Origin of the sequence: Ruminococcus flavefaciens ATCC 19208 (genome assembly GCF_000518765.1) — a bacterium.
GTDB classification, from domain to species: Bacteria; Bacillota; Clostridia; order Oscillospirales; family Ruminococcaceae; genus Ruminococcus; species Ruminococcus flavefaciens.
On the sequence record NZ_KI912489.1, the window covers coordinates 596184 to 617167 of the forward strand.

The window sequence follows — 20984 nt, forward strand, 5'->3', positions numbered from 1 at the left end:
TTATTTATATTTTAAATGCTTTACGTGGCGGTCTTCATCTATACCGAGGGCGGCGGCTGTACATACAAGTACCAGTGCGCCTACAAGAAGTATACTGAAAAAGAATGTTGTGTATTCTGTACGCTGAATTAGCCAGCGCTCGGAAATATGTTTTTCAGCCATTGAGGTATGGGATATAAATAAAGCCAGAACGTGTTCGGCAATAAATCCGAAAAGCCATAGTGCAGGTGCAGCTTTCAGTGTGCGTTTGCAGCGTTTTGCTGAAAAAGCCCAGCCTACACAGCTGAATATATATATCAGAAACGGCAGCCATACTATCCGGACTGCGCAGAGCAATGTCTTGCAATTGCCTGACATTGCTATTTCGGGGTGATTATCTTTTATCGAATCGCTTAAAAGTGCATTGAAAACTGATCCGGAAACAAGATAAGCGATCACTGAGAGTATTATGTATAAAACAGTGAAAGCGGCGGCGGTTATGTAAAGCTTTTTTAGTGAGATAGAATTGTAACTGCTGCTCATAAAATTGCCCCCCCAGATATAATAGAAAATAAATACTATTGCGGTATTTTCGCAATATATGATACATAAATCATTATAACATATAATCACTGAAAAAGCAAGAAATGAAGCGAAAAAACTAATGCTAAAATATTTTTTCGTGAATAATCCGAATGTTGTGATATTTATACGTGTTATCGGCGAAAAAAAGCGACAGCCGAGAAGCCGTATTTTACTTGCTTTTTATACTTTGAAGCACATCAGCTATTTTACCTTCAACATAACCGAAATTTGAGCTTTCTGCATATGCGCACAGGTATTTGTCTCCGAAGTCTGCGAGATAAGACCTGCAATGCATATTGTCATTTGATGCCCATTCGCAGTAATAGAAGGTATTTTTTCCTGTTGCCAGTGAACCCGTAAAAACTATAGCGGTGCTGTCTTCGGCGTTTATTGTTTCCTGTGCGGAAATGCCGCTTTTATTTTCGGATACATAAACCTTCAGACCGCAGGTGGTAAAGTCCCTGTCGGTGACCATTTTCAGGTCGCAGGGCAAAGCTCCCCCGTCTTTAACAGATGCGGAGTCGTCATACTGCCATATATTAGGTTCAGCATACAACGAGAACGATTCACTTATGTAATTGCCGCTTTTGTACTCGATCTTTTCAGTCAGCGGCGATACAGGAACAGGCGGAGCAGATGTAGTTCCTTCGGTCGATGCTTCGGAAGCGGAAGAAGCAGGCTTATTGGAGGTATCTTCCTTTTTTTCAAGGCAGCTGAAAAGTGATACCGACATCAAAGCAGCTGCAATAACAGCTGTGAAATGAAGTTTTTTCATATGTATATCTCCATAATACAAGGCTGCGGTCGTTTTTTGACCGCAGCCTGAACATTTTTATCAGTGGTGGAAAAGACGTATTCCTGTGAATGCCATAGCGATATTGTACTTGTTACAGGTCTCGATAACGTTATCATCACGGATAGAACCGCCCGGCTCTGCGATATATTCAACACCTGATTTCTTAGCTCTTTCGATGTTGTCGCCGAATGGGAAGAAAGCGTCTGAACCGAGGCAAACGCCTGTGTTCTTGGCAAGCCAAGCCTTCTTTTCTTCGCGTGTGAATACAGCAGGCTTTACCTTGAAGATACGCTGCCACTCGCCCTCACGGAGAACGTCCTCGTACTCGTCGCCGATGTAAACGTCGATAGCGTTGTCACGGTCTGCACGGCGGATATCATCAACGAACTGGAGTCCCATTACCTGTGGAGACTGTCTCAGCCACCAGTTGTCAGCCTTCTGACCTGCAAGTCTTGTGCAGTGGATACGTGACTGCTGACCTGCACCGATACCGATTGCCTGTCCGTCCTTTACGTAGCAAACAGAGTTTGACTGTGTGTATTTAAGTGTGATGAGAGAGATAAGGAGATCGTCCTTCTTGTCGTCGGGGATATCCTTATTCTCGGTAACTACGTTAGCGAGGAGCTCGCGGTTGATATCGAGCTCGTTGCGTCCCTGCTCGAAGGATACGCCGTATACCTGCTTTGTTTCAATAGGAGCAGGCTTGTAGCTCTCGTCCATTTTGAGTATGCAGTATGTACCCTTTCTCTTTGACTTGAGTATCTCAAGTGCCTCGGGATCATAGTCAGGAGCGATAACGCCGTCTGATACCTCACGCTGTATCATCTTTGCTGTGCATACGTCAACCTTGTCGGAAAGTGCGATGAAATCGCCGTAAGAGGACATTCTGTCAGCACCTCTTGCTCTTGCGTAAGCACTTGCAAGGGGAGTGAGCTCGCCGAGATCTTCTACCCAGTAGATCTTCTTCAGATCATCGCTGAGAGGTCTGCCGATAGCAGCACCTGCCGGAGATACGTGCTTGAATGAAGTTGCTGCACACATACCTGTAGCAGCCTTGAGCTCCTTAACGAGCTGCCAGCCGTTGAAAGCGTCAAGAAGATTGATATAGCCGGGCTTGCCGCAGAGCACCTCGATAGGGAGCTCGCTGCCGTCTGCCATATAAACTCTTGATGGCTTCTGATTTGGGTTACAGCCGTATTTTAACTGCATTTCATTTGACATGGTTAATGTCCTCCTTATATTAATTCATAATTAATAATGCTTTATGCATAATTATTCAGCCGCTGAAAGGCTTTATATAGACATAGAAAAAATCAGGCAGTGAATATAGCGTATATGATAGCTGAAATGAAAGCTGTTCCGCAGAGGATAATAAATCCTGTACCGAATACCTTCAGGAAGCTGCCTTTTTTTGGAGTATCTGCGTCAACAGGCTTGGGGCAGTCCGCACACCTGAGAAGAGAAACGGTAAGCAGACCGAACAGTGCACCCAGTATAAGCGTAACCCCAATAGCTATGTAGCCGTCCTCAGAGTCACTGCTGAGTACCGCACATAAGAAACCCACAAAGGACATTACACCTGTGATAAGGTACAGCCTATTGCGTTTTTTCTCCCATGCTGCAAGCTGCTGCTTGTACTGCTTCTCGGCATTCAGATGCTTGTCAAGGTCGCTTACTTTATCCCGCAAGCCCGATACCTCAGCCTCAGCCTTTGCTTCATCGAAGCATACCTCGCAGCCGCAGTAAGGGCAGACTCCGAAGTATTCATCTTTTTTACGTTCAACTGCCGCACCGCAGTGAGGGCAGTCAATAGTAACTATGTTCATTTTATCACTTTCCCCTAATATAGCCGCTATACGGCTCAGTTACCTGTCCTGATTTCTTTTTATTCTTTCAAGCTCTTTGCGGATATTGTCTGCCCAGTCAGTATCATCGTTGGTGATGTGATACACTCTGAATCCGTATGCTATACCATTTTCATAGACGGACTTTTCATCGTCCACATGAAGGTCAATACGGTAAACAGAGGGATATTTTGAAGGGAAGTTTGCTCTTCCTCGTGCAACTTCCTTTTCGTGACGGACGGCGTTGACTATACTGTCTATCCTTATGCCGTAGTGCCTGAAAATACCGCGGATATACCTGTCTGTCCTGTTTGAGGTGGTGTATATCCACAGCTCTGTATCAAAGTCGTTTATCCATTTTAGAAGCTCCACAGCACCTTTCCTGAGCTTGTCCTTGTATATCTTGTTATACGGGAATTTCAGTTCGGGCTCTGTGGGGACTTCCGCAGGATTTACGAAAAGAGTCTCGTCAAGATCAAATGATATCTTCATAATATATCAATCAGCCTGTTTAAGGTCTTCATATTCGTATACGGTCTCGGAATAACCGTCAGTTTCGCGTATTTTGCGGTCCTGAGCATCATATTCATAGGATATGACCTTATCTGCTCTGCCGTCGCTGAAGCTTGACTCTTCCCTGATAAGATTGCCGCGGCTGTCGTAATCGCATTTGCGGCTGATTTCAAAAAGAGTTTCTTTTTTTGAATATCTTTTGCGGTTTTCTGTAAGCATATTTCCGTCATCGTCATAGGTATATGTATACTCTTCTGTCTCATGTTTTGACGATGAATAATCCGTTGTCTTTCTGGTGATGTTGCCCTTGTCGTCAAACTCATACGAATACTTGCAGACAGTGCCGATGCTGTTATTAGCTTTGACTTCAAACCACTCGGTCTCATTGCCGTGCTCGTCATACTTCATTTCAAAGTAGAGGTGCTTTTTGATTTGACCGTCATCGTTGTAATACACAGTTATACTTGTATTGTTGCCGTTTTCATCATAGGTATTGATAAAAATTCTGTCGACAGTTTTTTCGTCCGAATAATACCATATACTCTTTACCAAATTGCCGTCCGAGTCATACTCATTGACGCTTTTTCCGTACATAGCAGGTTTCGGCTCGCCTGATACTATATCAAGGTTGTCTTTTGATATAATATGGTCATGCTCATCGTAGAGCCTTTCTTTTTTTTCTTCGAGTTCGCCATTTTTATAATGTGATTCGATGCATTTGTAAGATGGTTCGTTCTCAGCAATGTTCAATTCGTCATCAGAAAGGATATCGGGCATTGCCAAGAAATTCTCAGGTATTTCTTTTTTACTGCCTGAAAGCGAAGGAAAGTTACAGCCCGAAAGCGGAAGAAGCAATGCCGCTGCAAGCAGAATACTGAATTTTTTCATTTACCGAGCATTACTTGTTCTTGTTTACGATACGTGTCTCCTCAGTATTATCTTCAAGATTTACATAACGGACAAAGAGAGATACCTTGTTGTCAGCGTTGAGGTTGTTCCAGAGCATATCTGTGAACTGATCGATACTGCCGCTGATACCAACAAGCTTAGGCTCACCCTCAAAGCTCGGGAGCGGATTGCCGTCACCCATATATGTATGAATGAAGTGTCCCTCACCTGCAAGGGGATTTGTGTATGTGAATGTGTATCTCTGACATGACTCAGGGTTGCCGTTTGCGCTCTTGAGGATAGACATTGCGTAGTTGAAGCCCTTGTCCTCGAAGTGGAGTATTCCTGAGATACGAGGTGTATAGTTAGGAGCATCGTCCTCGAATTCGCGTGTGCGGAGGGACTGCTCGAAAGTCTGCTGCTTGTCCATGAGCTCATAGATAGTATCGGTCTGATCGCCGTTTGTAACGATGAGCTTATTGCCGAGAACTCTTACAGGAGCGTAGATGATAAGGTGTGGATCAGTGAGCTTTGAAGGATCGAAAGCCTCTGTGCGGATACCCTTGCCGTCCTCGATGAATACGCGGTTGCGGCTGTTTTCGCTTCTGCCCATGATGAAGTATGCAGTAACAGCGTATTTTCCGCAGTCGGACTTACCGATTACGATACCTCTTCCGGGGTAAGCGTTTGAACTGAGTTCCTGTGCTAAATCAAGCTTTTTCATAATAGTAATAACTCCTTTCGGATAATGGTTTATCAGTATCTTATTATAAGTGTGAGAACGAAGTCTGTGACAACTCCCACAAGTACGATAAGTGTGATGATATTGAGTGTTTTGCGTTTGGGTTTTGCGAGAAACCAATCATAGAAGGGCTGCACGAAGTACATGAACAGCAGTCCGCCCATGCCGAATCTAAGAGCAGGGGAGAGGGCTATTCTTGCCTGAAAGTTGATCTCATAGTCCGCATAGGTCTGCCACGGCCATGAGCCTGTGAAGTATTCAAGGACATATGTACCTAAAAGTTCAACTGTAGTGGCAACTGTCATACAGCCGAAGAATATTATGAACGGACGGGCTATCTGCAAGCCGATGCCGCCTTCCTTCTTCATGAATTTACTGAAGAACAGCAGGAACAGCATTGCTCCCACGGCGTAGATCGGGCAGTATGGTCCGAACATTATTCCAAGATTTGTGAAACCCCATTTGTATACGACTACTTCGAGGAACACCTCGTAAAGCCAGCCGAGTACAGCATACATCCAGAAGCACAGAAAAAGCTTCTGGATAGTTTGTTTTTCCAATAATTCCTTGATCTTTTTCATAGTTTTATTTTACATAAGCCTTTCCGTCAACTATCTCTATCCTGTCCTGACAGAAGAGAGATACAGCCTGAGGAAGAAGCTTCCATTCAACGTTTTCCATGATCCTGCGCTGGAGTATCTCGGGAGTATCGTCCTTTTCAACGTTTACAACTCCCTGTAGGATTATAGCACCTGCATCAGCTTCTTCGTTTACGAAATGTATTGTAGCTCCGCTGACCTTTACACCGTAAGCGAGAGCAGCTTCGTGGACTTTGAGTCCGTAATAGCCCTCACCGCAGAATGACGGGATAAGTGCAGGGTGAACATTGATTATCTTGTATGCGTAAGCCTTTGTCACGCACTCATCGAGTATGGTCATAAATCCTGCAAGTACCACAAGGTCGGCTTTTTCTTCATTAAGTGCATTGAGTATAGCCTGACTGTAGGTCACGCTGTCAGAGTATTCCTTTCTTGGGATCACTCTTGTAGATATATCGTTGTTTTTTGCACGTTCAAGAGCGTATGCGCCTTCCTTTGAGGAGATGACACAGGTTATTTTTCCACCCTTGATGATACCCGATTTTTCGGCGTCGATAAGAGCCTGTAGATTAGTGCCGCCGCCTGAAACGAGAACAACTATATTTTTCATGAGTTTTTTCTCCTATTATTTTATTGCAAGAGTAAAAATTATTCGGGGAACTGAACGTGTCCCTGTATTATTTTCGTATCGTCATAGGAAAGGGGGATATCCTTGTCGATGACAACCTGACCGTAGATATCGGTTATGCGGAAGGTGAAAGGACCCTTTCCCATGTCTCGGGACTCGAAATAATTGTACGGGCGGCGCGGTATCTCAACGAATTCGCCGTCAGCGTTAAGATATTCAAGTTTTGTTATAGGGTAGCGGTGGTTGCGCACCTGAACGCCGCACCAGAATTCCGTGCTGCCCTCTTTGTATTTGAATGAGATAGGAGCGTTCTCCGCAGTATCAAGGGGGATTATCTTCCAGCTAACGGGAACTCTTCCTTTCTCAACAGGAGCGATGAGCGGGAAAGCGTCCGTATAGAGGTCGAGGTCACCCTTTTTACCTTCGGGGAGCTCGTCTGTAACAAGCATTTTTATAGTGCCAAGCTCGCCTGTAACTTCAAGGTATGCGCCTGCAAGCTGAGCTTCGTTATAATCATAATGGTTCATGGCAACTATCCAGTAATCGTGGGAAACAGGATCAAGCATAGCGTGACCGCCTGTATATCCGCCGCCGTAGAAAGTGCCCTCGCCTGTATGTACAGTGCCCTTTGGTTCAAGGATACATTCCTCGTCTATAGGATTGTTCTGTACTTCAAACTCTGTGGGAGTTTTACCGTTTACGCCCAGCAGGAACTTCTGTATAGCATTCAGCTCCGCCCTTGATATCTCGCCGTTTTGTCTTGCGGTTATCATATCAAAGACGTCAACGATGCCGTCGGAGTTATAGTCCATGTCTATTTGTCCGACTGCGCTGCTGCACAGAGGAGTTGCTGCCAATACCGCTGAAAACAGCAATGCAGCTGGTAAAATACGTTTTTTCATAAACATCACGACCTTTTAAAATTTCCAAATCCCATACCCCATGTGTCGGTTTCAGTGTTTTTTGCTTTAAACAGTCAAAAATAATGAATTCGGATAATTTTGCGGCTAATGTTATGAATTATGATAAGATAAGCGCTTTATCAGCAGATGATAACGCCTTCCTCAGACTCAACGAGCTCGCCGAGTACATAAGCGTCCTCGCCTGCTGCCTTGATAGCTGCGATAGCCTTGTCAGCGTCATTTTTGTCAACTGATACTATCATACCTACGCCCATATTGAAGGTATTGAACATATCTCTCTCAGGGATATCGCCTGTTCTCTGGATAAGCTCAAATACAGGAAGTACCTGTACAGAGTTTCTTTCGATCTTTGCAGCAAGGTTCTTGGGGAGAGAACGCGGGATATTCTCATAGAAGCCGCCGCCTGTGATATGTGAGATAGACTTTACCTTAACAGCATCAAGAAGGCTCATAACAGCCTTTACATAGATACGTGTAGGAGTGAGGAGGCATTCGCCGAGAGTTGTTCCGAGATCGTTGAAGTGCATATTGAGGTTCTGCTCATTTACATCGAAAACTCTTCTTACGAGAGAGAAGCCGTTTGAGTGAACACCGCTTGACTTGATAGCGATGAGAACATCGCCTGCCTTCTGAGTATCGGGCCGGAGGATCTTGTCCTTGTCAACAACACCTACTGAGAAGCCTGCGAGATCGTATTCGTCCTCAGGCATAAGACCGGGGTGCTCGGCTGTCTCGCCGCCGATAAGAGCACACTGTGCCTGAACGCAGCCCTCAGCAACACCTGAAACGATAGTTGCTATCTTTTCGGGAAAATTCTTGCCGCAAGCGATATAATCAAGGAAGAACTGTGGCTTTGCACCGCAGCAGATGATATCGTTTACGCACATTGCAACGCAGTCGATACCTACAGTATCATGCTTATCCATGATGAAAGCAAGCTTTATCTTTGTACCTACGCCGTCTGTACCGGAAACGAGTACAGGCTTGCTGATACCTGTCATATCAAGCTCGAAAAGTCCGCCGAATCCGCCTATGCCCGACAGTGCGCCCTTTATCATAGTGCGGGCGATATGCTCCTTCATAAGCTCGACTGACTTGTAGCCTGCGGTAACGTCAACGCCTGCTTTTTTGTAGCTTTCGGAAAAACTGTTGTTCATTAATTTACCTCCATGAATAAATGTAGGGGACGGCGTCCTCGACGTCCCGCAAAGCTTATGAAATTTACGGGCTGTCGAGGACGCCAGCCCCTACAATAAGTTCAGATCAAAAAGTGATCTCGTCTATTTTTTCCAGACTGCCTTTATCGGCAGATGGAGCGTTTATTTTGTATACGACTATTTTTGCGTCACCTTCGGGATATCTTACATAAACGTATTTATTATCATAAACCGAGGCATAATCGACTGCTGACGGCAGGAGATCCTTGTAGGGATTCTCTGAGGTATGGGCAGGAGCTTCATCAGTGTAATTGAATTCCACATCTCCGCCAGATGTGCTGATGGAAAAATAGCAGTTGTCAGCCCATTCGACCTTTTTGCTTTTGCCCGATGAATATTTATACACATAATGGTTGGCATAATAGTATAATTCGCCGTTGACAAGAGCCATAGTACCGTAGCGGTTGCCGTTTATTATTTTTCCCCGTACTCTGAAGAATATAAATCCTCCTGTAATGAACAGTACCAGAGCGCATAAGATGATTGCGATCTTTTTCATGTTGTATACCTCACGAGATCAAAAAAGTATATTGTGATCAAAGCCGTATTTTTCAGCAGTTATTCTTTGCCGTTCCAGCAATATGTGCAGAGTCCGCATGAGTCAAGGCCTACAGCCTTTTCAGTACCCTCAAGTGTCTGGAATTCAAGTGAAGTAAGACGAAGTCTCTTGCATATCTCATCTCTGAGTCTGCGGCCTCTGTCTGTAGAGGAGTTGCTGTATTCCTCGATATGTTTTACGCCCACAGGACCTTCAAACTCGTCGATTATCTGACGTGCGATAAGCTCCATTTCGGAAGTGCTGCGTGAGAAGTTGAGGTACTTGCAGCCGTACATGATAGGAGGACAGGCAGAGCGCATATGAACTTCTTTAGCACCATGCTCATAGAGAAACTCAACGGTCTCTCTCATCTGTGTGCCTCTTACGATACTGTCATCAACAAAGAGGAGCTTCTTGCCGTTGATAAGATCATGAACGGGGATAAGCTTCATCTTTGCTACCTGATTTCTCATGCTCTGGTTTGTAGGCATGAAGCTTCTTGGCCATGTAGGAGTATATTTGATGAACGGTCTTGCGAAAGGTATACCGCTTCTGTTTGCATAGCCGATAGCATGAGGAGTACCCGAATCAGGTACGCCGCAGATATAGTCAACGTCAGGAAGTCTGCCGTTCTTGATATCGTTTTCAGCCATAATCTCGCCGTTTCTTGTACGCATAACTTCAACGTTTACGCCCTCATAAACAGCGTTCGGATAGCCGTAGTAAGTCCAGAGGAAGGTGCATATCTTCATCTTTGAAGGATCGCCCTCTGCAAGTGTCTTACATTCGTCGGAAGTAAGCTCTACGATCTCACCTGCAACAAGCTCCTTGTATGTAGTATAGCCCAGCTTCTGGAAAGCGAATGATTCTGTTGAAAGGCAGAAGCCGTCGCTTCTCTTTCCTATGATGATAGGAAGTCTGCCGAATTTGTCTCTTGCTGCGATTATGCTGTTTTTAGTGAGGATAATGAGTGACATAGTACCCTCGATCTTTTCCTGTGCATAGCGGATACCCTCAACGAAGCTGTTCTTCTGTGCGATAAGAGCGCCGATAAGGTCTCCTGAGTTGATATTTCCGCTGCTCATAGACTCAAAGTTAGCGCAGCCCTGTTCAAGGAGCTCGTTAACGAGAGCGTCGGCGTTGCGAATGATACCGACCGAGCATATAGCATAGATACCAAGCTTTGAGCGGACGAGGATAGGCTGTGGGTCTGTATCGCTGATACAGCCGATACAGAGCTTGCCTCTCATATTCACAACATCATTCTCAAATTTGGTACGGAAAGGGGAGTTTTCGATACTATGGATATTTCTCTGAAAACCGTTTTCCTCCGACCATGATGTCATACCGCCTCTTCTTGTACCGAGGTGTGAATGATAGTCGGTTCCGAAAAATACGTCGGTAACGCAGTCATTTTTAGAGGCTGCACCAAAAAAACCGCCCATATGCTTATTCTCCCATAAGTCTCTTCATGATTTCCTGATAAGCTTCTTCAACGCCGCCCATATCTCTGCGGAAACGGTCCTTGTCGAGCTTTTCGTGTGTTGTAGAATCCCAGAAACGGCAGGTATCAGGTGAGATCTCATCAGCGAGGATAATTGTGCCGTCGGAAGTTTTACCAAACTCGATCTTGAAGTCGATGAGGTCGATATTGAGTCCCTTGAAGAACTTTACCATGAACTCATTTACCTTGAAAGCATACTTAGAGATAGTGTCGATATCTTCCTTTGTAGCGATACCGAGAGCCAGTGCATAGTAATCATTGATGAACGGATCGCCGAGATCGTCGTTCTTGTAGCTGAATTCAAGGATAGGGCAGAGGAGCTTCTTGCCTTCTTCAACGCCCATTCTCTTTGAAAAGCTGCCTGCTGCAACGTTTCTGATGATTACCTCAAGGGGAACGATAGAAACCTTCTTAACGATAGTTTCGCGGTCACTGATCTCCTCAACAAGGTGAGTAGGTACGCCTTCTTTTTCGAGCATCTTGAACATATAGTTTGTCATCTTGTTGTTGATAACGCCCTTGCCTGAGATAGTGCCCTTCTTTTCGCCGTTGAAAGCTGTTGCGTCGTCCTTGTAATCTACGATAACGAGATCAGGATCGTTTGTAGCGTAAACCTTTTTTGCCTTGCCCTCATAGAGCTGTTCCTTCTTTTCGATGTTTGACATTTTAAAATTCCTCCTTGAGAATTATATAAATGATTATATATGCAATTCCGCATCATTACGGAAATTGTATTCATTTGTTCAGCCCTTAGCCCTTAGCTTGTTGTGCCGCCTTCGGCGGAAATTTTAAATCAGTCTGCGGAGCAGACATCTTTTCGCTGACGGCTGATGGCTAACGGCTAATAACTATAAAAGCATATCTGCTGCTTCTTCGGGTGTTTCAGCGATGTAATCCGCTCCTGCTTCGGTAAGCTCCTCTATAGAGCCGAAGCCCCAGAGGATACCCATGCATTTCAGCCCTGTTTTATGTGCGCCGTCTGCGTCCTGCTTACGGTCGCCTATCATAAGTACGCGGCTTCTGTCGGTGATATCCGCCTTTGCGAGAACGTACTCGATAACTTCGTCCTTGTAGTTGCGTGTGCCGTTTATATTCGCTCCGCCCACTATCTCAAAGTACTGAGAAAGTCCGAATTTCTCGAATATGCGCACTGCGTACACCTCGGGCTTGCTTGTGGCGACCATTATCCTTTTGCCGCCTTTTTTGAGCCTGTCAAGCATTTCGGGAATACCGTCGTAAACGCGGTTCTCGAAAAGTCCCACAGTGGAGTATCTTTCGCGGAATATCCTTACAGCCTCGTTTACCTGCTCCTCGTTCATGCCGCAGAACTCGGCAAAGGACTGATACAGCGGCGGTCCGAGAAATTTATTCGTATCCTCGGGCATCTCATAGCCCATTTTGGTGAGAGCATATTCTATACATTTTACTATGCCTTCAGTGGAGTCTGTGAGAGTGCCGTCAAGGTCGAATAAAAGAGTATCATAATTATCTATCATGTATGCAATTCTATATCGTGCCAGTCGTCCTTATCGGAGATGAGCCATTCGAGACCGCGTCTGCGCTCGAACACTACATCGCCGTTGAGGTCGCCGACAGGACAGCTTTTGTCGATATGTTCATTCTGGACCACTGCCCAGTGATAGCGGTAATAAAGGTCGAGCATATCCAGTATCTCGTCTGTGCTTCTGAGAGTGCATCTGCTCTTGAAGTCATCGAAGCCCTCACACTGTGACACAGCGCGTATAGCAGCAGTACAGTCGCAGATAGCGTTTGCATCGGTGATATCCTCAACGATGCCCAGTGCCCATAACAGTGACCAGTAGCATTCATACTCCCATACAACATCTATAGTATCCTGCTGAGAGCTCTTTCCGCTTACGAGCCTCTGCTCCTTTGCGTTAAGGCAGTCTGCAACGCCGAAATGCTGCATAAGATTTGTGAAACCACCGATTTGGTCTGTGTTGTTTTCGCTGAGCTCGATACCTATCTGAGTTGACAGCAGAGCAGCAATTGCTCTTTTGCAGATATCATCAAGGCTTCTGAGCTTTACCTGTGAAGCGTCCTCAATAAGAGGAAGATTTGGGTTTATACCGATTCCCTTTTCCCTTAATATCTTTTCTGAGCTTTCTTTTCTTTCTGAAGGTGTCATGGTTTACCTCCTTTGGGTGAAAGTGGTCTTGGTTAATATCAAAGAGCTGCGATCTGCTCCTGAAGAGCCTTGTCCTTGGCGATAACGCCGTCAGCCATTGCCTTCTTCTCGGCAGCAAGCTTTGCAGCAAGCTCGTCATCAGCGATAGCCAGCATCTGTACAGCAAGGACAGCTGCATTTTTTGCGCCGTCTATGCCTACTGTTGCAACAGGTACTCCGGGAGGCATCATAACTGTAGCGAGAAGTGCATCAACGCCCTCGAGTGCCTTTGACTTCATGGGTATGCCGATAACAGGGAGTGTTGTATGGCCTGCAACTACACCTGCAAGGTGAGCAGCCATACCTGCTGCGCATATGATAGCTCCGAAGCCGTTTGCCTTTGCGTTTGAAGCAAATTCAGCAGCCTCTGAGGGAGTTCTGTGCGCACTCATAACGCGGCATTCAAATTCAACGCCGTACTTTTTGAGCTCTGTGAGAGCTGATTTAACAACAGGGAAGTCACTGTCGCTTCCCATGATAACTGCAACTTTTTTAGACATAATTTTTCTCCTTTATATTATCTGTCAATGGAGCGTGAAACGATTATTTCGTTTACGCCGCTTGATGCGCTCCACAGGTCTGTGCCCCATATAGCCCAGAGCTGATCTGTACCCATTGACCATGAGTATTCGGCTTTGACACCTTCGCCTGAAAAAGCCGAAGGCTCATCGGCTTTACCGTATTCTTCTTCAAGGGTAGGCAGCAGTTTATTGAAAGCTTCTTCAAGCTCACATTCCGAATATGGATAACTGCAATCCTCTACATGACCAACAGCTCCGATATGGTAGCCGAAGCAGGTGAGTTCATCGGTCTTTTCATCAAATTCCACGAACATATATCCGCGGAGCCCTGTCCCCCAAACTTCGTCGGCTGCAAAGCTGTAGTCGTATTCTACAGACGGCTTGTAGCCTGCGCTGTATTTATAGTCGTAATCTTTGCCGATAACAGCGAAAACATCTTCCTCAGACATTCCTGTTTTAAGCTGATCCAAGATGTTCTGTCCGTTATTCTGCGGCTGTGAATCGGTTTTTTCTTTTGAATAATCGAGTATCTTCTGAGCGAAGTCATCAGCCATCAGAGATAAAGAAACATTTCCTTCTTTGGTGTCATCGTAGTATGTACCCCAAAGGGTAAGATAACCGTAGGTGTTGTCCCAACTGAGATTGCCAAGTGAAGGTGGCCCCACATCTGTAGAGGTGTAGTAATCACCGTAGTATTCATGTATCTGATCGAAGAGCTTGTCGTAAACGGCTTTCATCTCTTCTTCTGAGTGTTCCTTCGAGGTGTTATTGTCCCTGTCGATGACTCCGAAATGACAGCTCATGCTGATAAGCTCGCCGTCGGGAATGAATGTGAAAAGCTCATAGCCCTCCATATCTATACCGAGGAACGGACAGCTGTCGATGGGGACGGTATAATATACGATATCAGGGCTGATGTCGAGGTATTTCTCGACGCTGCGCTCATAATTATCACCGATGACAGCCTGTACTTCGGCTTCTGTCATTCCAAGCTCTATATCAGGGAAAAGCTCAAACTCTGTACCGAATTTTTCGGATACTTCGTTTTTTTCCGCTTCCGAAGCAGATTCTGTAGTTTCAGCTTCCGTGGAAGCAGCGGAGGTCTCTTCATCGGCTTCACTGCCAATGTCTAATTTTCCGCAGCCTGCTGTCAGAAGCATTATAAATGCACACAGGAAAGCAGTTTTTTTCTTCATGAATTACCTCCGTCAGTGAGCCTGCTGCTGATCAGTGTTATCGTCTGCATCGGAAGGCTGTTTGTTTTCGGCTGATGTAATAGGGTAAGAAAGCTTATTAGGAACAAAATCGCCAGATATGACCCTGAGTCCTTTTTCGGGAATGTATTTGAATTCAAGGAGAGCCTTGTAGTCTCCTCGTGTATACTTTGTTTTTGCGTCTGAGTCCTTATAGCCTGCATAGATATTTGCGGTTATGTACACTTTGTAGTGTTTATAGCCGTCATCTGATATTGCAGAATAAACTATTGCATCGGACAGTCCCATGAGCTTTTTTGACGTAACAGCGTGATCTTCGGGGAAAAGAGTGAGAAAGACAGCTGACTGTTCGGCATCGATATCCGAAAGCAGATGGCTGTCGCCTTCAAAGGCGTATTCTATATATCTGCCCGCAGCCTTGCTCATTTTTTCAAGTGAAGAAACGCTCAGATCTGAAAGCAGATTTTTGTTTGTTACTTCAATATCATAGGATTTATTCATTGTACTGCCTTTTACGGCGGCATTTCTGAAAACGATATCGTTTGCTGTGACAGTATATCTGTAAATACCCTGCTTTGTTCCGAGGATAAGCTCATTGCCGTCTTCCTTGCAGGAAGTCCATGCTTCCGAAAAGCACGGGCAGAAGTTCTGGTCGTATATCACATAACTGCGGTCGTCAGCCGATCTTGCAGCATATAATACGCGCTCGGAAAGCTTCAGCGGCGTTATTTCAGAATAAATGAAGGGTACTGCGATATTGCTCTCATAGTCGATACAGCCGAAAAGCTTTTTTTCGCGTATCTGCTTTGAAGCTATGCACAGGTCGCTGCCTGTAAATTCGATCTGCTGCCATTCGGGATAAACGATCACACGGTCGTTGCTGTCAACGATACCGTAAAGACCTGCGCTGTCCATAAAGATATGGTTGCCCGAAGAGTCGGAGTCCAGCTTCTTTTCAATAGCGGGCTGAGTACCGCTCAATTCGGTGCTCTGGCTCGTATTTGAGTAGAAACGTGTGATAGCCACGGCAAGGGCTATGATAACGATAAACAGTACGGAGACTACAAGTCTCATATGCTTAGTCAATGTCTCCGCACCTCCTCGGGATCATTTGCTCTCATTTTCAGAGGACTCTGGCTTCTGCTCGCTGTTCTGCTGAGCTGCTGCCTTGCGCTGTCTGTAAATGTCCTCTGTCTCTTTTGTTATGTATATCGGACGGTTCTTGGTTTCAAGGTAGGTCTTGGAGAGATACTGTCCGAGTATGCCGACACAGAAGAGCTGTAATCCGCTGAAAAGGAATATAAGGCAGAGCATCGTGGGATATCCGTCGGGAGCGTCCAGCCAGCCAAATATTGAGCGGATAATAGTGATAACGATGAGTATGAACGCGAAGAAACAGGTGATTATTCCCAGCAGTGAGGCGATAGCCAGAGGAGCTGTTGAGAAAGCCATGATTCCTTCGAGGGAGTATTTGAACAGTCCCCAGAACGACCATGAGGAAGTACCTGCGGGGCGCTCAACGTTTTCGTACTCTATATATCGGGTATTGAAGCCTACCCAGCTGAATATGCCTTTTGAAAAACGGTTGTACTCAGACATATCAAGGATAGCGTCCACCATCTGTCTTGTCATGAAGCGGAAGTCCTGAGCACCGTCAACGATCTCGGTCTGAGAGATCTTGTTCATTATCCTGTAGAAAAGTCTTGCGAACCATGAGCGTACCTTTGATTCGCCCTGTCTGCTTACACGGCGTGTGGTAGCACAGTCGTACTCGCCGTTCCTTACATAATCGTACATCTGAGGCAGGAATGACGGCGGATGCTGAAGGTCTGCGTCCATAACGACAACATAGTCGCCCTTGGCGTTTTTCAGACCTGCATACATACCTGATTCCTTACCGAAATTACGTGAAAATGAAATGTATCTTACACGCTTGTCCCTGTCTGCGAGGGAACGTAATATATCAAGAGTTGTATCTTTAGAACCGTCATTTATAAACAGGTATTCAAATGAAAGCTCAGGATGATCCTTTGACATCTGTCCTGTTACCTTTGTTATCTCCTCATAAAACATGGGGAGAACCTCCTGTTCGTTATAGCACGGAACTACTACTGAAACGAGCTTCACGTTTTTTCCTCCTTCAAAGAAGCTTCATCGGCTCATAAAAAAGAGTATTTTTTATCTGCCAATACACTATTAATAATACAACAAAATCATTGATAATGCAATAGCAAATTGAATGATTTCATAATTTTTTACGTCTATGTAAAATAATAGCCGGTAAGGGTTATTATTTTGGTCTATCTGATAGGAAAACGATATAACGGGAAATAAACGGCATCAAATTTTTATAAAATGTAAATTATTCCCATTACCTAATTTAACATAAACAGTGTAGGAGAATTTTGACAAAAAAATCAATAACGATTTGTTATTTTCACCGAAAATTTTAAATTGGGTATAATTTGCTGTGCCATTTTTTTAGAAAGTGTTGATTTTTTTTGAAATATCATGTATAATATACTTGTATAGTTATTCGCATTATGCAGGCTCCGCGGCTGTTTCTCGGTTTTGCGCGGAAAGTCTGCGGCGATCTGGGAAATCGGCGGTCCGCTGCCGTAAAGCGGAGGCTGCAGTTTTCTGCGGTTGGGAGAGGACTATGGATATAACATTGGTAACTTCTTCATATGATAAGGTCGTTCACGGTACCGATAATGATAAGAAGACCGGCTGCGGCATAAACCTTCTTAAGCCGGAAAATGTAACACGTTTCCACAGGACTTCAAGAATGACCGATCTTAAAGAGATCACCTGTGAGAAATGTAAGGCAAGCCTTGCCAAAAAGCTTATAAAAGCTGATAAAAAAGAAATGGCACTCCTTCTCAAGGAAGAGAAGAAGCGTGAAAAAATGGGTATGGGCGATGAGGGCATAGTACCGCTCGGAAATACCACCGCAAAGATCACAAAGGATCCTGATGCGAGAAGAAAAGAAGAGGAAGCAAGAAGAAAGGCAGCAGAAGAAGCAAGAGCTGCCGCAGAGGCTAAAAAGAAGGCTGAAGAGGAGGCTACAAGAGAAGCGCTCGAGTATTACAATACTCCTTCTCCGAATGCTGCTCAGGCGCAGCCCGAGGCTCCTGTAAATACGATCCCCGGAACAGGCATACCTATGGACGAAAGTCTTTCACAGTTTGCAATAAATGTACCAAGTGAAGAAGAGGCTCAGCCTGCTGCATCGCAGGAGGATGATTTTCTTGCTCAGTTCGCTATACAGAAGCCGGATGCAGAGGCAGCACCGGTCCAGAACAATACAGTCGTTCCCGAGGACGATTTCCTCGCTCAGTTCGCAATACCTACACCTCAGCAGTCGGCTATCCCCGGCGGAGAGCCTGCACCTGTGAATTACGGTACAGAACCTGAGGAAATGGACGGACTTGACTTCAATAATAATTACGGTACGCAGCCTGTACAGCCTGCTCCTGTTTACGGTCAGCCTGAACAGCCTATGCAGGTACAGAGTGAAGAGGACGTTATGCAGATGTTCTCTATAGACAATAATGCTCAGGAACCTGTATACGGTCAGCCAGTTTACAATCAGCCGGTCTACGGCGGTGACCAGCCTGTATACTACACAGGAGACGGTCAGATAGTTCAGCCGTACATAGATCCTTCTCAGCAGTATATACAGCCCGATGCACAATATATCCAGCCTGATATGACAGTTCCTGCCGATAATTTCCAGGACGCAGGATTCTATGATCCGAATCAGATATACGGATATGATGAGACTATCCAGCAGGGTGTCCCTGTATCAGCTCCCGTTTATCCTCAGTATGATGAGAATATGCCTAAGGAAATGGATGAGCTTGATATCCCTGCTATAGAAGATATATCAGCACCAGTTCCAGAAGCAATACCTTCCTTCCCAAATATCGGAGCACCTGTTCCTGACGGGATCCCTGCCGTTGAGGATATCAATTCAGCGGTGATCGACGATATTTCAACGCCTCAGGCAACAGCGGCTGCTGTTCTTGATGAGATACCTGCGGTAGAAGATATTGCAGTCCCTGCATTTGATGAAATACCAGCAGCGGATCATACATCTGCACCTATATTCGATGATATTTCGGCAGCAGAAGATCTGACGGCACCGATGATTGATGATATGCCTGTACTTGGCGATGCAGCTTCATCAATGATCGAGGATATTTCCGCACAAACATTTAATGAGCCAGCAATGGCAGAAGAGGAGTATGATACCAATATGAGTGATTATAATTATGTAGCACCCGGCGCAGGTGCTGAGAGAAATACAGCCGAGGCAGAACAGCCTAATCAGCAGGCACAGCAGTCTCAGATAATCAAGGTTCCGCAGCTTGCAGGATATGATGCAAATAATCAGCCTGTATACAAGTATATTCAGATGAAGCTTGTAGGCCGCGACCAGAACGGTCAGCCTGTATATGTTCCTGTCGGAGCACCTCAGGCAGGTCAGGCTCAGAGACCGGCAGCTCCTGCACAGCAGACAGCAGCACAGGCTCAGAGAGCAGCCGCAGCTCCTGCTCAGCAGGGCGTTCAGGGTCAGAGACCAGTTGCTCCTGTACAGCAGGGCGTTCAGGCACAGAGACCCGTAGCTCCTGTACAGCAGGCTCCTGTAAAGTCACCTGTTCCGAAGAAGTATGTACAGCAGGGCGGTATCCCTTCAGCAAATATTTCAAAGATCGCTGTAAATCCGCACAGCAAGTCAACTTCACAGGCATTCATCAATGCTATCGCAAGCTCAAAGGACTATGCTGACAAGAACCTTATCGAGACACAGGGACTCAAGGCTAACAGCCCTGTTCTTACATCTGTCGAGGACGTTCTTTCAACAATGGGCGATGAGACTGCAAAGAGACAGCTTCAGGCAAAGGCTCAGGCACAGCAGAATGTTCCTGTATTCGAGGAGTACAAGGCACCTCAGAAGAACAGCTACAGAGGCGGAAGCTCCGCTCCGAGACAGCAGTCATCCTCTTCAATGATGAACGATGCGCGTTATATGACAAAGGCAGAGCTCAAGGCTAAGAAGAAGCAGGATAAGATCGACGCTAAGTTCAAGAAGGAAATGTCTAAGAGAGGCTTCTGATAAAACAGTTGCCCTGAGGCTTATTATAAAGATCTCACGATGAAATGAGGAAAACCAATGGCAGAAAACAAGATCCTTGAAGAGCTGAGAGCAAAGCTTACAGGCTCTGCCGAGGAAGACAATAAATTTCTCCGCAGCGAAGCAGAGCGCTTTGCAAAGGAGAGTAACACTGAGGGCGTAAAAGCCGCTACAATGCTTCTTGTGGAAATTATGCCTGAGGAGCAGAAACAAGAGGTCGAGAGACTTACTCATCTTGACGGTATGCGTCTTGATGAAATGCAGGAAAAGATCGTAAAGCTCATTAATGAGAAGAATATGACCGAGGCTAAAGCTCTTGCCGAGCGTCTTTATAAGAAAATAACTGTTGACTACAGAGACAGTGATAATGCGAAATTTGTTTCGCTAAGAAATCCCTTTGAGGATAATCTGTATCAGCTGAAATACAATCAGGAGAAAAGGACGCTTAACCGTACACCATTTGATTTTCCGACATATATCACTACATATGCGTATCTTCTTGTGGAAACCGGTTCTCCTCTTGACGCTATCCCTGTACTAGAAACGGCTGTTGAATACAATCCGCTTGACGTTAATCCGAGATTTGAGCTTGCGGAAGTGTATAAGCTCCTGAAAAACAAGAGAATGCTGATAGAGACCACAAAGGAGACTCTTGAGGTCGCAGCTTCGCCTGTTGCAATAGCAAGATGCTATGCGAATGTGGGCTATGCACTTACTGATATGGGCGAATACGATGACGCAGTTGCATTCCTGTCGGCAAGTCTTATATTTGCTCCGCACCCTGCCATTCCGTATGAACTCAGAGATGTTGCTGAGCGCAAGGGAAGTCCTATAATGCCTCCTACTCAGAATGATATAAACGAGGCTATGAAAAAGTATGAGATACCATACGGACCAAACGAGGACGTTGTTTCCGTTGCTGCAAAGCTTTCGGCAAGTTACCTCATGGATAAGGATATCCCCAATGCTCTTAAAGCATTGAAGCTTACCTATAATCTCACACGTGACGAAGAGATCAAGAAGGTTATCCTTAAATATGAACCCGATGCACGTATTACACCTCCGGGAACTGATGAAGAAACAGCCGAAAAGCCGAATATAACACAGTCGGTGAATAATTCACCTGAAGAGTAATATAAGGGCACTTCCGTTATGGAAGTGCCTT

Annotated in this window: 22 protein-coding genes; 2 read left to right on the plus strand and 20 right to left on the minus strand. The window is 45.4% G+C overall.

The window, feature by feature from the left end:
• From L870_RS0109580 to L870_RS0109675, 20 genes are all read right to left on the minus strand, one after another.
• Complete coding sequence (locus L870_RS0109580) at positions 1-522, minus strand: hypothetical protein (protein ID WP_037271715.1); 522 nt, start codon at positions 520-522, stop codon at positions 1-3.
• Between the two features lie 211 nt (positions 523-733).
• Entirely contained in the window at positions 734-1339 is a 606-nt protein-coding gene (locus L870_RS17220; protein WP_037271718.1) for a hypothetical protein, read from the minus strand.
• Between the two features lie 60 nt (positions 1340-1399).
• Positions 1400-2581, minus strand: a complete 1182-nt coding sequence (locus tag L870_RS0109590) for a phosphoribosylaminoimidazolecarboxamide formyltransferase (protein ID WP_028517963.1) — start codon at positions 2579-2581, stop codon at positions 1400-1402.
• Positions 2582-2673: 92 nt separating this feature from the next.
• On the minus strand, positions 2674-3186 hold the full coding sequence (locus L870_RS0109595; protein WP_028517964.1) for an MFS transporter: 513 nt from the start codon (positions 3184-3186) through the stop codon (positions 2674-2676).
• A gap of 39 nt (positions 3187-3225) precedes the next feature.
• The gene (locus L870_RS0109600) at positions 3226-3696 is read right to left on the minus strand and encodes a hypothetical protein (RefSeq protein WP_028517965.1); all 471 of its coding nucleotides are present in this window, start codon (positions 3694-3696) and stop codon (positions 3226-3228) included.
• A gap of 6 nt (positions 3697-3702) precedes the next feature.
• Complete coding sequence (locus L870_RS0109605; protein ID WP_028517966.1) at positions 3703-4605, minus strand: RHS repeat domain-containing protein; 903 nt, start codon at positions 4603-4605, stop codon at positions 3703-3705.
• Positions 4606-4615: 10 nt separating this feature from the next.
• Complete coding sequence (locus L870_RS0109610; RefSeq protein ID WP_028517967.1) at positions 4616-5329, minus strand: IMP cyclohydrolase; 714 nt, start codon at positions 5327-5329, stop codon at positions 4616-4618.
• Between the two features lie 32 nt (positions 5330-5361).
• Positions 5362-5928 carry a putative ABC transporter permease gene (locus L870_RS0109615; RefSeq protein WP_028517968.1) on the minus strand — a complete coding sequence of 189 codons (567 nt, stop codon included), beginning with the start codon at positions 5926-5928 and terminating at the stop codon, positions 5362-5364.
• Positions 5929-5932: 4 nt separating this feature from the next.
• Positions 5933-6556 carry a phosphoribosylglycinamide formyltransferase gene (gene purN, locus L870_RS0109620; protein ID WP_028517969.1) on the minus strand — a complete coding sequence of 208 codons (624 nt, stop codon included), beginning with the start codon at positions 6554-6556 and terminating at the stop codon, positions 5933-5935.
• A 38-nt stretch (positions 6557-6594) separates the two neighbouring features.
• Entirely contained in the window at positions 6595-7476 is an 882-nt protein-coding gene (locus L870_RS0109625; protein WP_080676406.1) for an expansin EXLX1 family cellulose-binding protein, read from the minus strand.
• Positions 7477-7616: 140 nt separating this feature from the next.
• Complete coding sequence (purM, locus tag L870_RS0109630) at positions 7617-8654, minus strand: phosphoribosylformylglycinamidine cyclo-ligase (protein WP_028517971.1); 1038 nt, start codon at positions 8652-8654, stop codon at positions 7617-7619.
• A gap of 106 nt (positions 8655-8760) precedes the next feature.
• Positions 8761-9213, minus strand: a complete 453-nt coding sequence (locus L870_RS0109635) for a hypothetical protein (protein WP_028517972.1) — start codon at positions 9211-9213, stop codon at positions 8761-8763.
• 59 nt (positions 9214-9272) lie between these two features.
• Positions 9273-10697 carry an amidophosphoribosyltransferase gene (locus L870_RS0109640; RefSeq protein ID WP_028517973.1) on the minus strand — a complete coding sequence of 475 codons (1425 nt, stop codon included), beginning with the start codon at positions 10695-10697 and terminating at the stop codon, positions 9273-9275.
• 4 nt (positions 10698-10701) lie between these two features.
• The gene (gene purC, locus L870_RS0109645; protein ID WP_080676407.1) at positions 10702-11421 is read right to left on the minus strand and encodes a phosphoribosylaminoimidazolesuccinocarboxamide synthase; all 720 of its coding nucleotides are present in this window, start codon (positions 11419-11421) and stop codon (positions 10702-10704) included.
• 183 nt (positions 11422-11604) lie between these two features.
• Positions 11605-12252, minus strand: a complete 648-nt coding sequence (locus L870_RS0109650; RefSeq protein WP_028517975.1) for an HAD hydrolase-like protein — start codon at positions 12250-12252, stop codon at positions 11605-11607.
• On the minus strand, positions 12249-12905 hold the full coding sequence (locus tag L870_RS0109655) for a DUF4272 domain-containing protein (RefSeq protein WP_028517976.1): 657 nt from the start codon (positions 12903-12905) through the stop codon (positions 12249-12251). Before L870_RS0109655 ends, L870_RS0109650 begins: the two co-directional genes overlap by 4 nt.
• A 38-nt stretch (positions 12906-12943) precedes the next feature.
• Complete coding sequence (purE, locus tag L870_RS0109660) at positions 12944-13444, minus strand: 5-(carboxyamino)imidazole ribonucleotide mutase (RefSeq protein ID WP_028517977.1); 501 nt, start codon at positions 13442-13444, stop codon at positions 12944-12946.
• Between the two features lie 17 nt (positions 13445-13461).
• Complete coding sequence (locus tag L870_RS0109665) at positions 13462-14661, minus strand: hypothetical protein (protein ID WP_028517978.1); 1200 nt, start codon at positions 14659-14661, stop codon at positions 13462-13464.
• A gap of 12 nt (positions 14662-14673) precedes the next feature.
• Positions 14674-15765, minus strand: a complete 1092-nt coding sequence (locus L870_RS0109670; RefSeq protein ID WP_028517979.1) for a hypothetical protein — start codon at positions 15763-15765, stop codon at positions 14674-14676.
• A 21-nt stretch (positions 15766-15786) separates the two neighbouring features.
• Positions 15787-16806: a glycosyltransferase family 2 protein gene (locus L870_RS0109675; protein ID WP_028517980.1), complete on the minus strand. Its 1020-nt coding sequence runs from the start codon at positions 16804-16806 to the stop codon at positions 15787-15789.
• 532 nt (positions 16807-17338) lie between these two features.
• Between L870_RS0109675 and L870_RS0109680 the strand changes: the two genes are divergently transcribed.
• A complete protein-coding gene (locus L870_RS0109680; protein ID WP_028517981.1) occupies positions 17339-19801 on the plus strand; it encodes a hypothetical protein in 2463 nt (820 codons plus the stop codon).
• Positions 19802-19858: 57 nt separating this feature from the next.
• A complete protein-coding gene (locus tag L870_RS0109685; RefSeq protein ID WP_028517982.1) occupies positions 19859-20953 on the plus strand; it encodes a tetratricopeptide repeat protein in 1095 nt (364 codons plus the stop codon).
• Positions 20954-20984 lie beyond the last annotated feature (31 nt).

Bases quoted from the DNA above. Each gene is read 5' to 3' on its own strand.
- L870_RS0109580 (WP_037271715.1), bottom strand. From the start codon at position 522: ATGAGCAGCAGTTACAATTCTATCTCACTAAAAAAGCTTTACATAACC.
- L870_RS17220 (WP_037271718.1), bottom strand. From the start codon at position 1,339: ATGAAAAAACTTCATTTCACAGCTGTTATTGCAGCTGCTTTGATGTCG.
- L870_RS0109590 (WP_028517963.1), bottom strand. From the start codon at position 2,581: ATGTCAAATGAAATGCAGTTAAAATACGGCTGTAACCCAAATCAGAAG.
- L870_RS0109595 (WP_028517964.1), bottom strand. From the start codon at position 3,186: ATGAACATAGTTACTATTGACTGCCCTCACTGCGGTGCGGCAGTTGAA.
- L870_RS0109600 (WP_028517965.1), bottom strand. From the start codon at position 3,696: ATGAAGATATCATTTGATCTTGACGAGACTCTTTTCGTAAATCCTGCG.
- L870_RS0109605 (WP_028517966.1), bottom strand. From the start codon at position 4,605: ATGAAAAAATTCAGTATTCTGCTTGCAGCGGCATTGCTTCTTCCGCTT.
- L870_RS0109610 (WP_028517967.1), bottom strand. From the start codon at position 5,329: ATGAAAAAGCTTGATTTAGCACAGGAACTCAGTTCAAACGCTTACCCC.
- L870_RS0109615 (WP_028517968.1), bottom strand. From the start codon at position 5,928: ATGAAAAAGATCAAGGAATTATTGGAAAAACAAACTATCCAGAAGCTT.
- purN (WP_028517969.1), bottom strand. From the start codon at position 6,556: ATGAAAAATATAGTTGTTCTCGTTTCAGGCGGCGGCACTAATCTACAG.
- L870_RS0109625 (WP_080676406.1), bottom strand. From the start codon at position 7,476: ATGAAAAAACGTATTTTACCAGCTGCATTGCTGTTTTCAGCGGTATTG.
- purM (WP_028517971.1), bottom strand. From the start codon at position 8,654: ATGAACAACAGTTTTTCCGAAAGCTACAAAAAAGCAGGCGTTGACGTT.
- L870_RS0109635 (WP_028517972.1), bottom strand. From the start codon at position 9,213: ATGAAAAAGATCGCAATCATCTTATGCGCTCTGGTACTGTTCATTACA.
- L870_RS0109640 (WP_028517973.1), bottom strand. From the start codon at position 10,697: ATGGGCGGTTTTTTTGGTGCAGCCTCTAAAAATGACTGCGTTACCGAC.
- purC (WP_080676407.1), bottom strand. From the start codon at position 11,421: ATGTCAAACATCGAAAAGAAGGAACAGCTCTATGAGGGCAAGGCAAAA.
- L870_RS0109650 (WP_028517975.1), bottom strand. From the start codon at position 12,252: ATGATAGATAATTATGATACTCTTTTATTCGACCTTGACGGCACTCTC.
- L870_RS0109655 (WP_028517976.1), bottom strand. From the start codon at position 12,905: ATGACACCTTCAGAAAGAAAAGAAAGCTCAGAAAAGATATTAAGGGAA.
- purE (WP_028517977.1), bottom strand. From the start codon at position 13,444: ATGTCTAAAAAAGTTGCAGTTATCATGGGAAGCGACAGTGACTTCCCT.
- L870_RS0109665 (WP_028517978.1), bottom strand. From the start codon at position 14,661: ATGAAGAAAAAAACTGCTTTCCTGTGTGCATTTATAATGCTTCTGACA.
- L870_RS0109680 (WP_028517981.1), top strand. From the start codon at position 17,339: ATGGATATAACATTGGTAACTTCTTCATATGATAAGGTCGTTCACGGT.
- L870_RS0109685 (WP_028517982.1), top strand. From the start codon at position 19,859: ATGGCAGAAAACAAGATCCTTGAAGAGCTGAGAGCAAAGCTTACAGGC.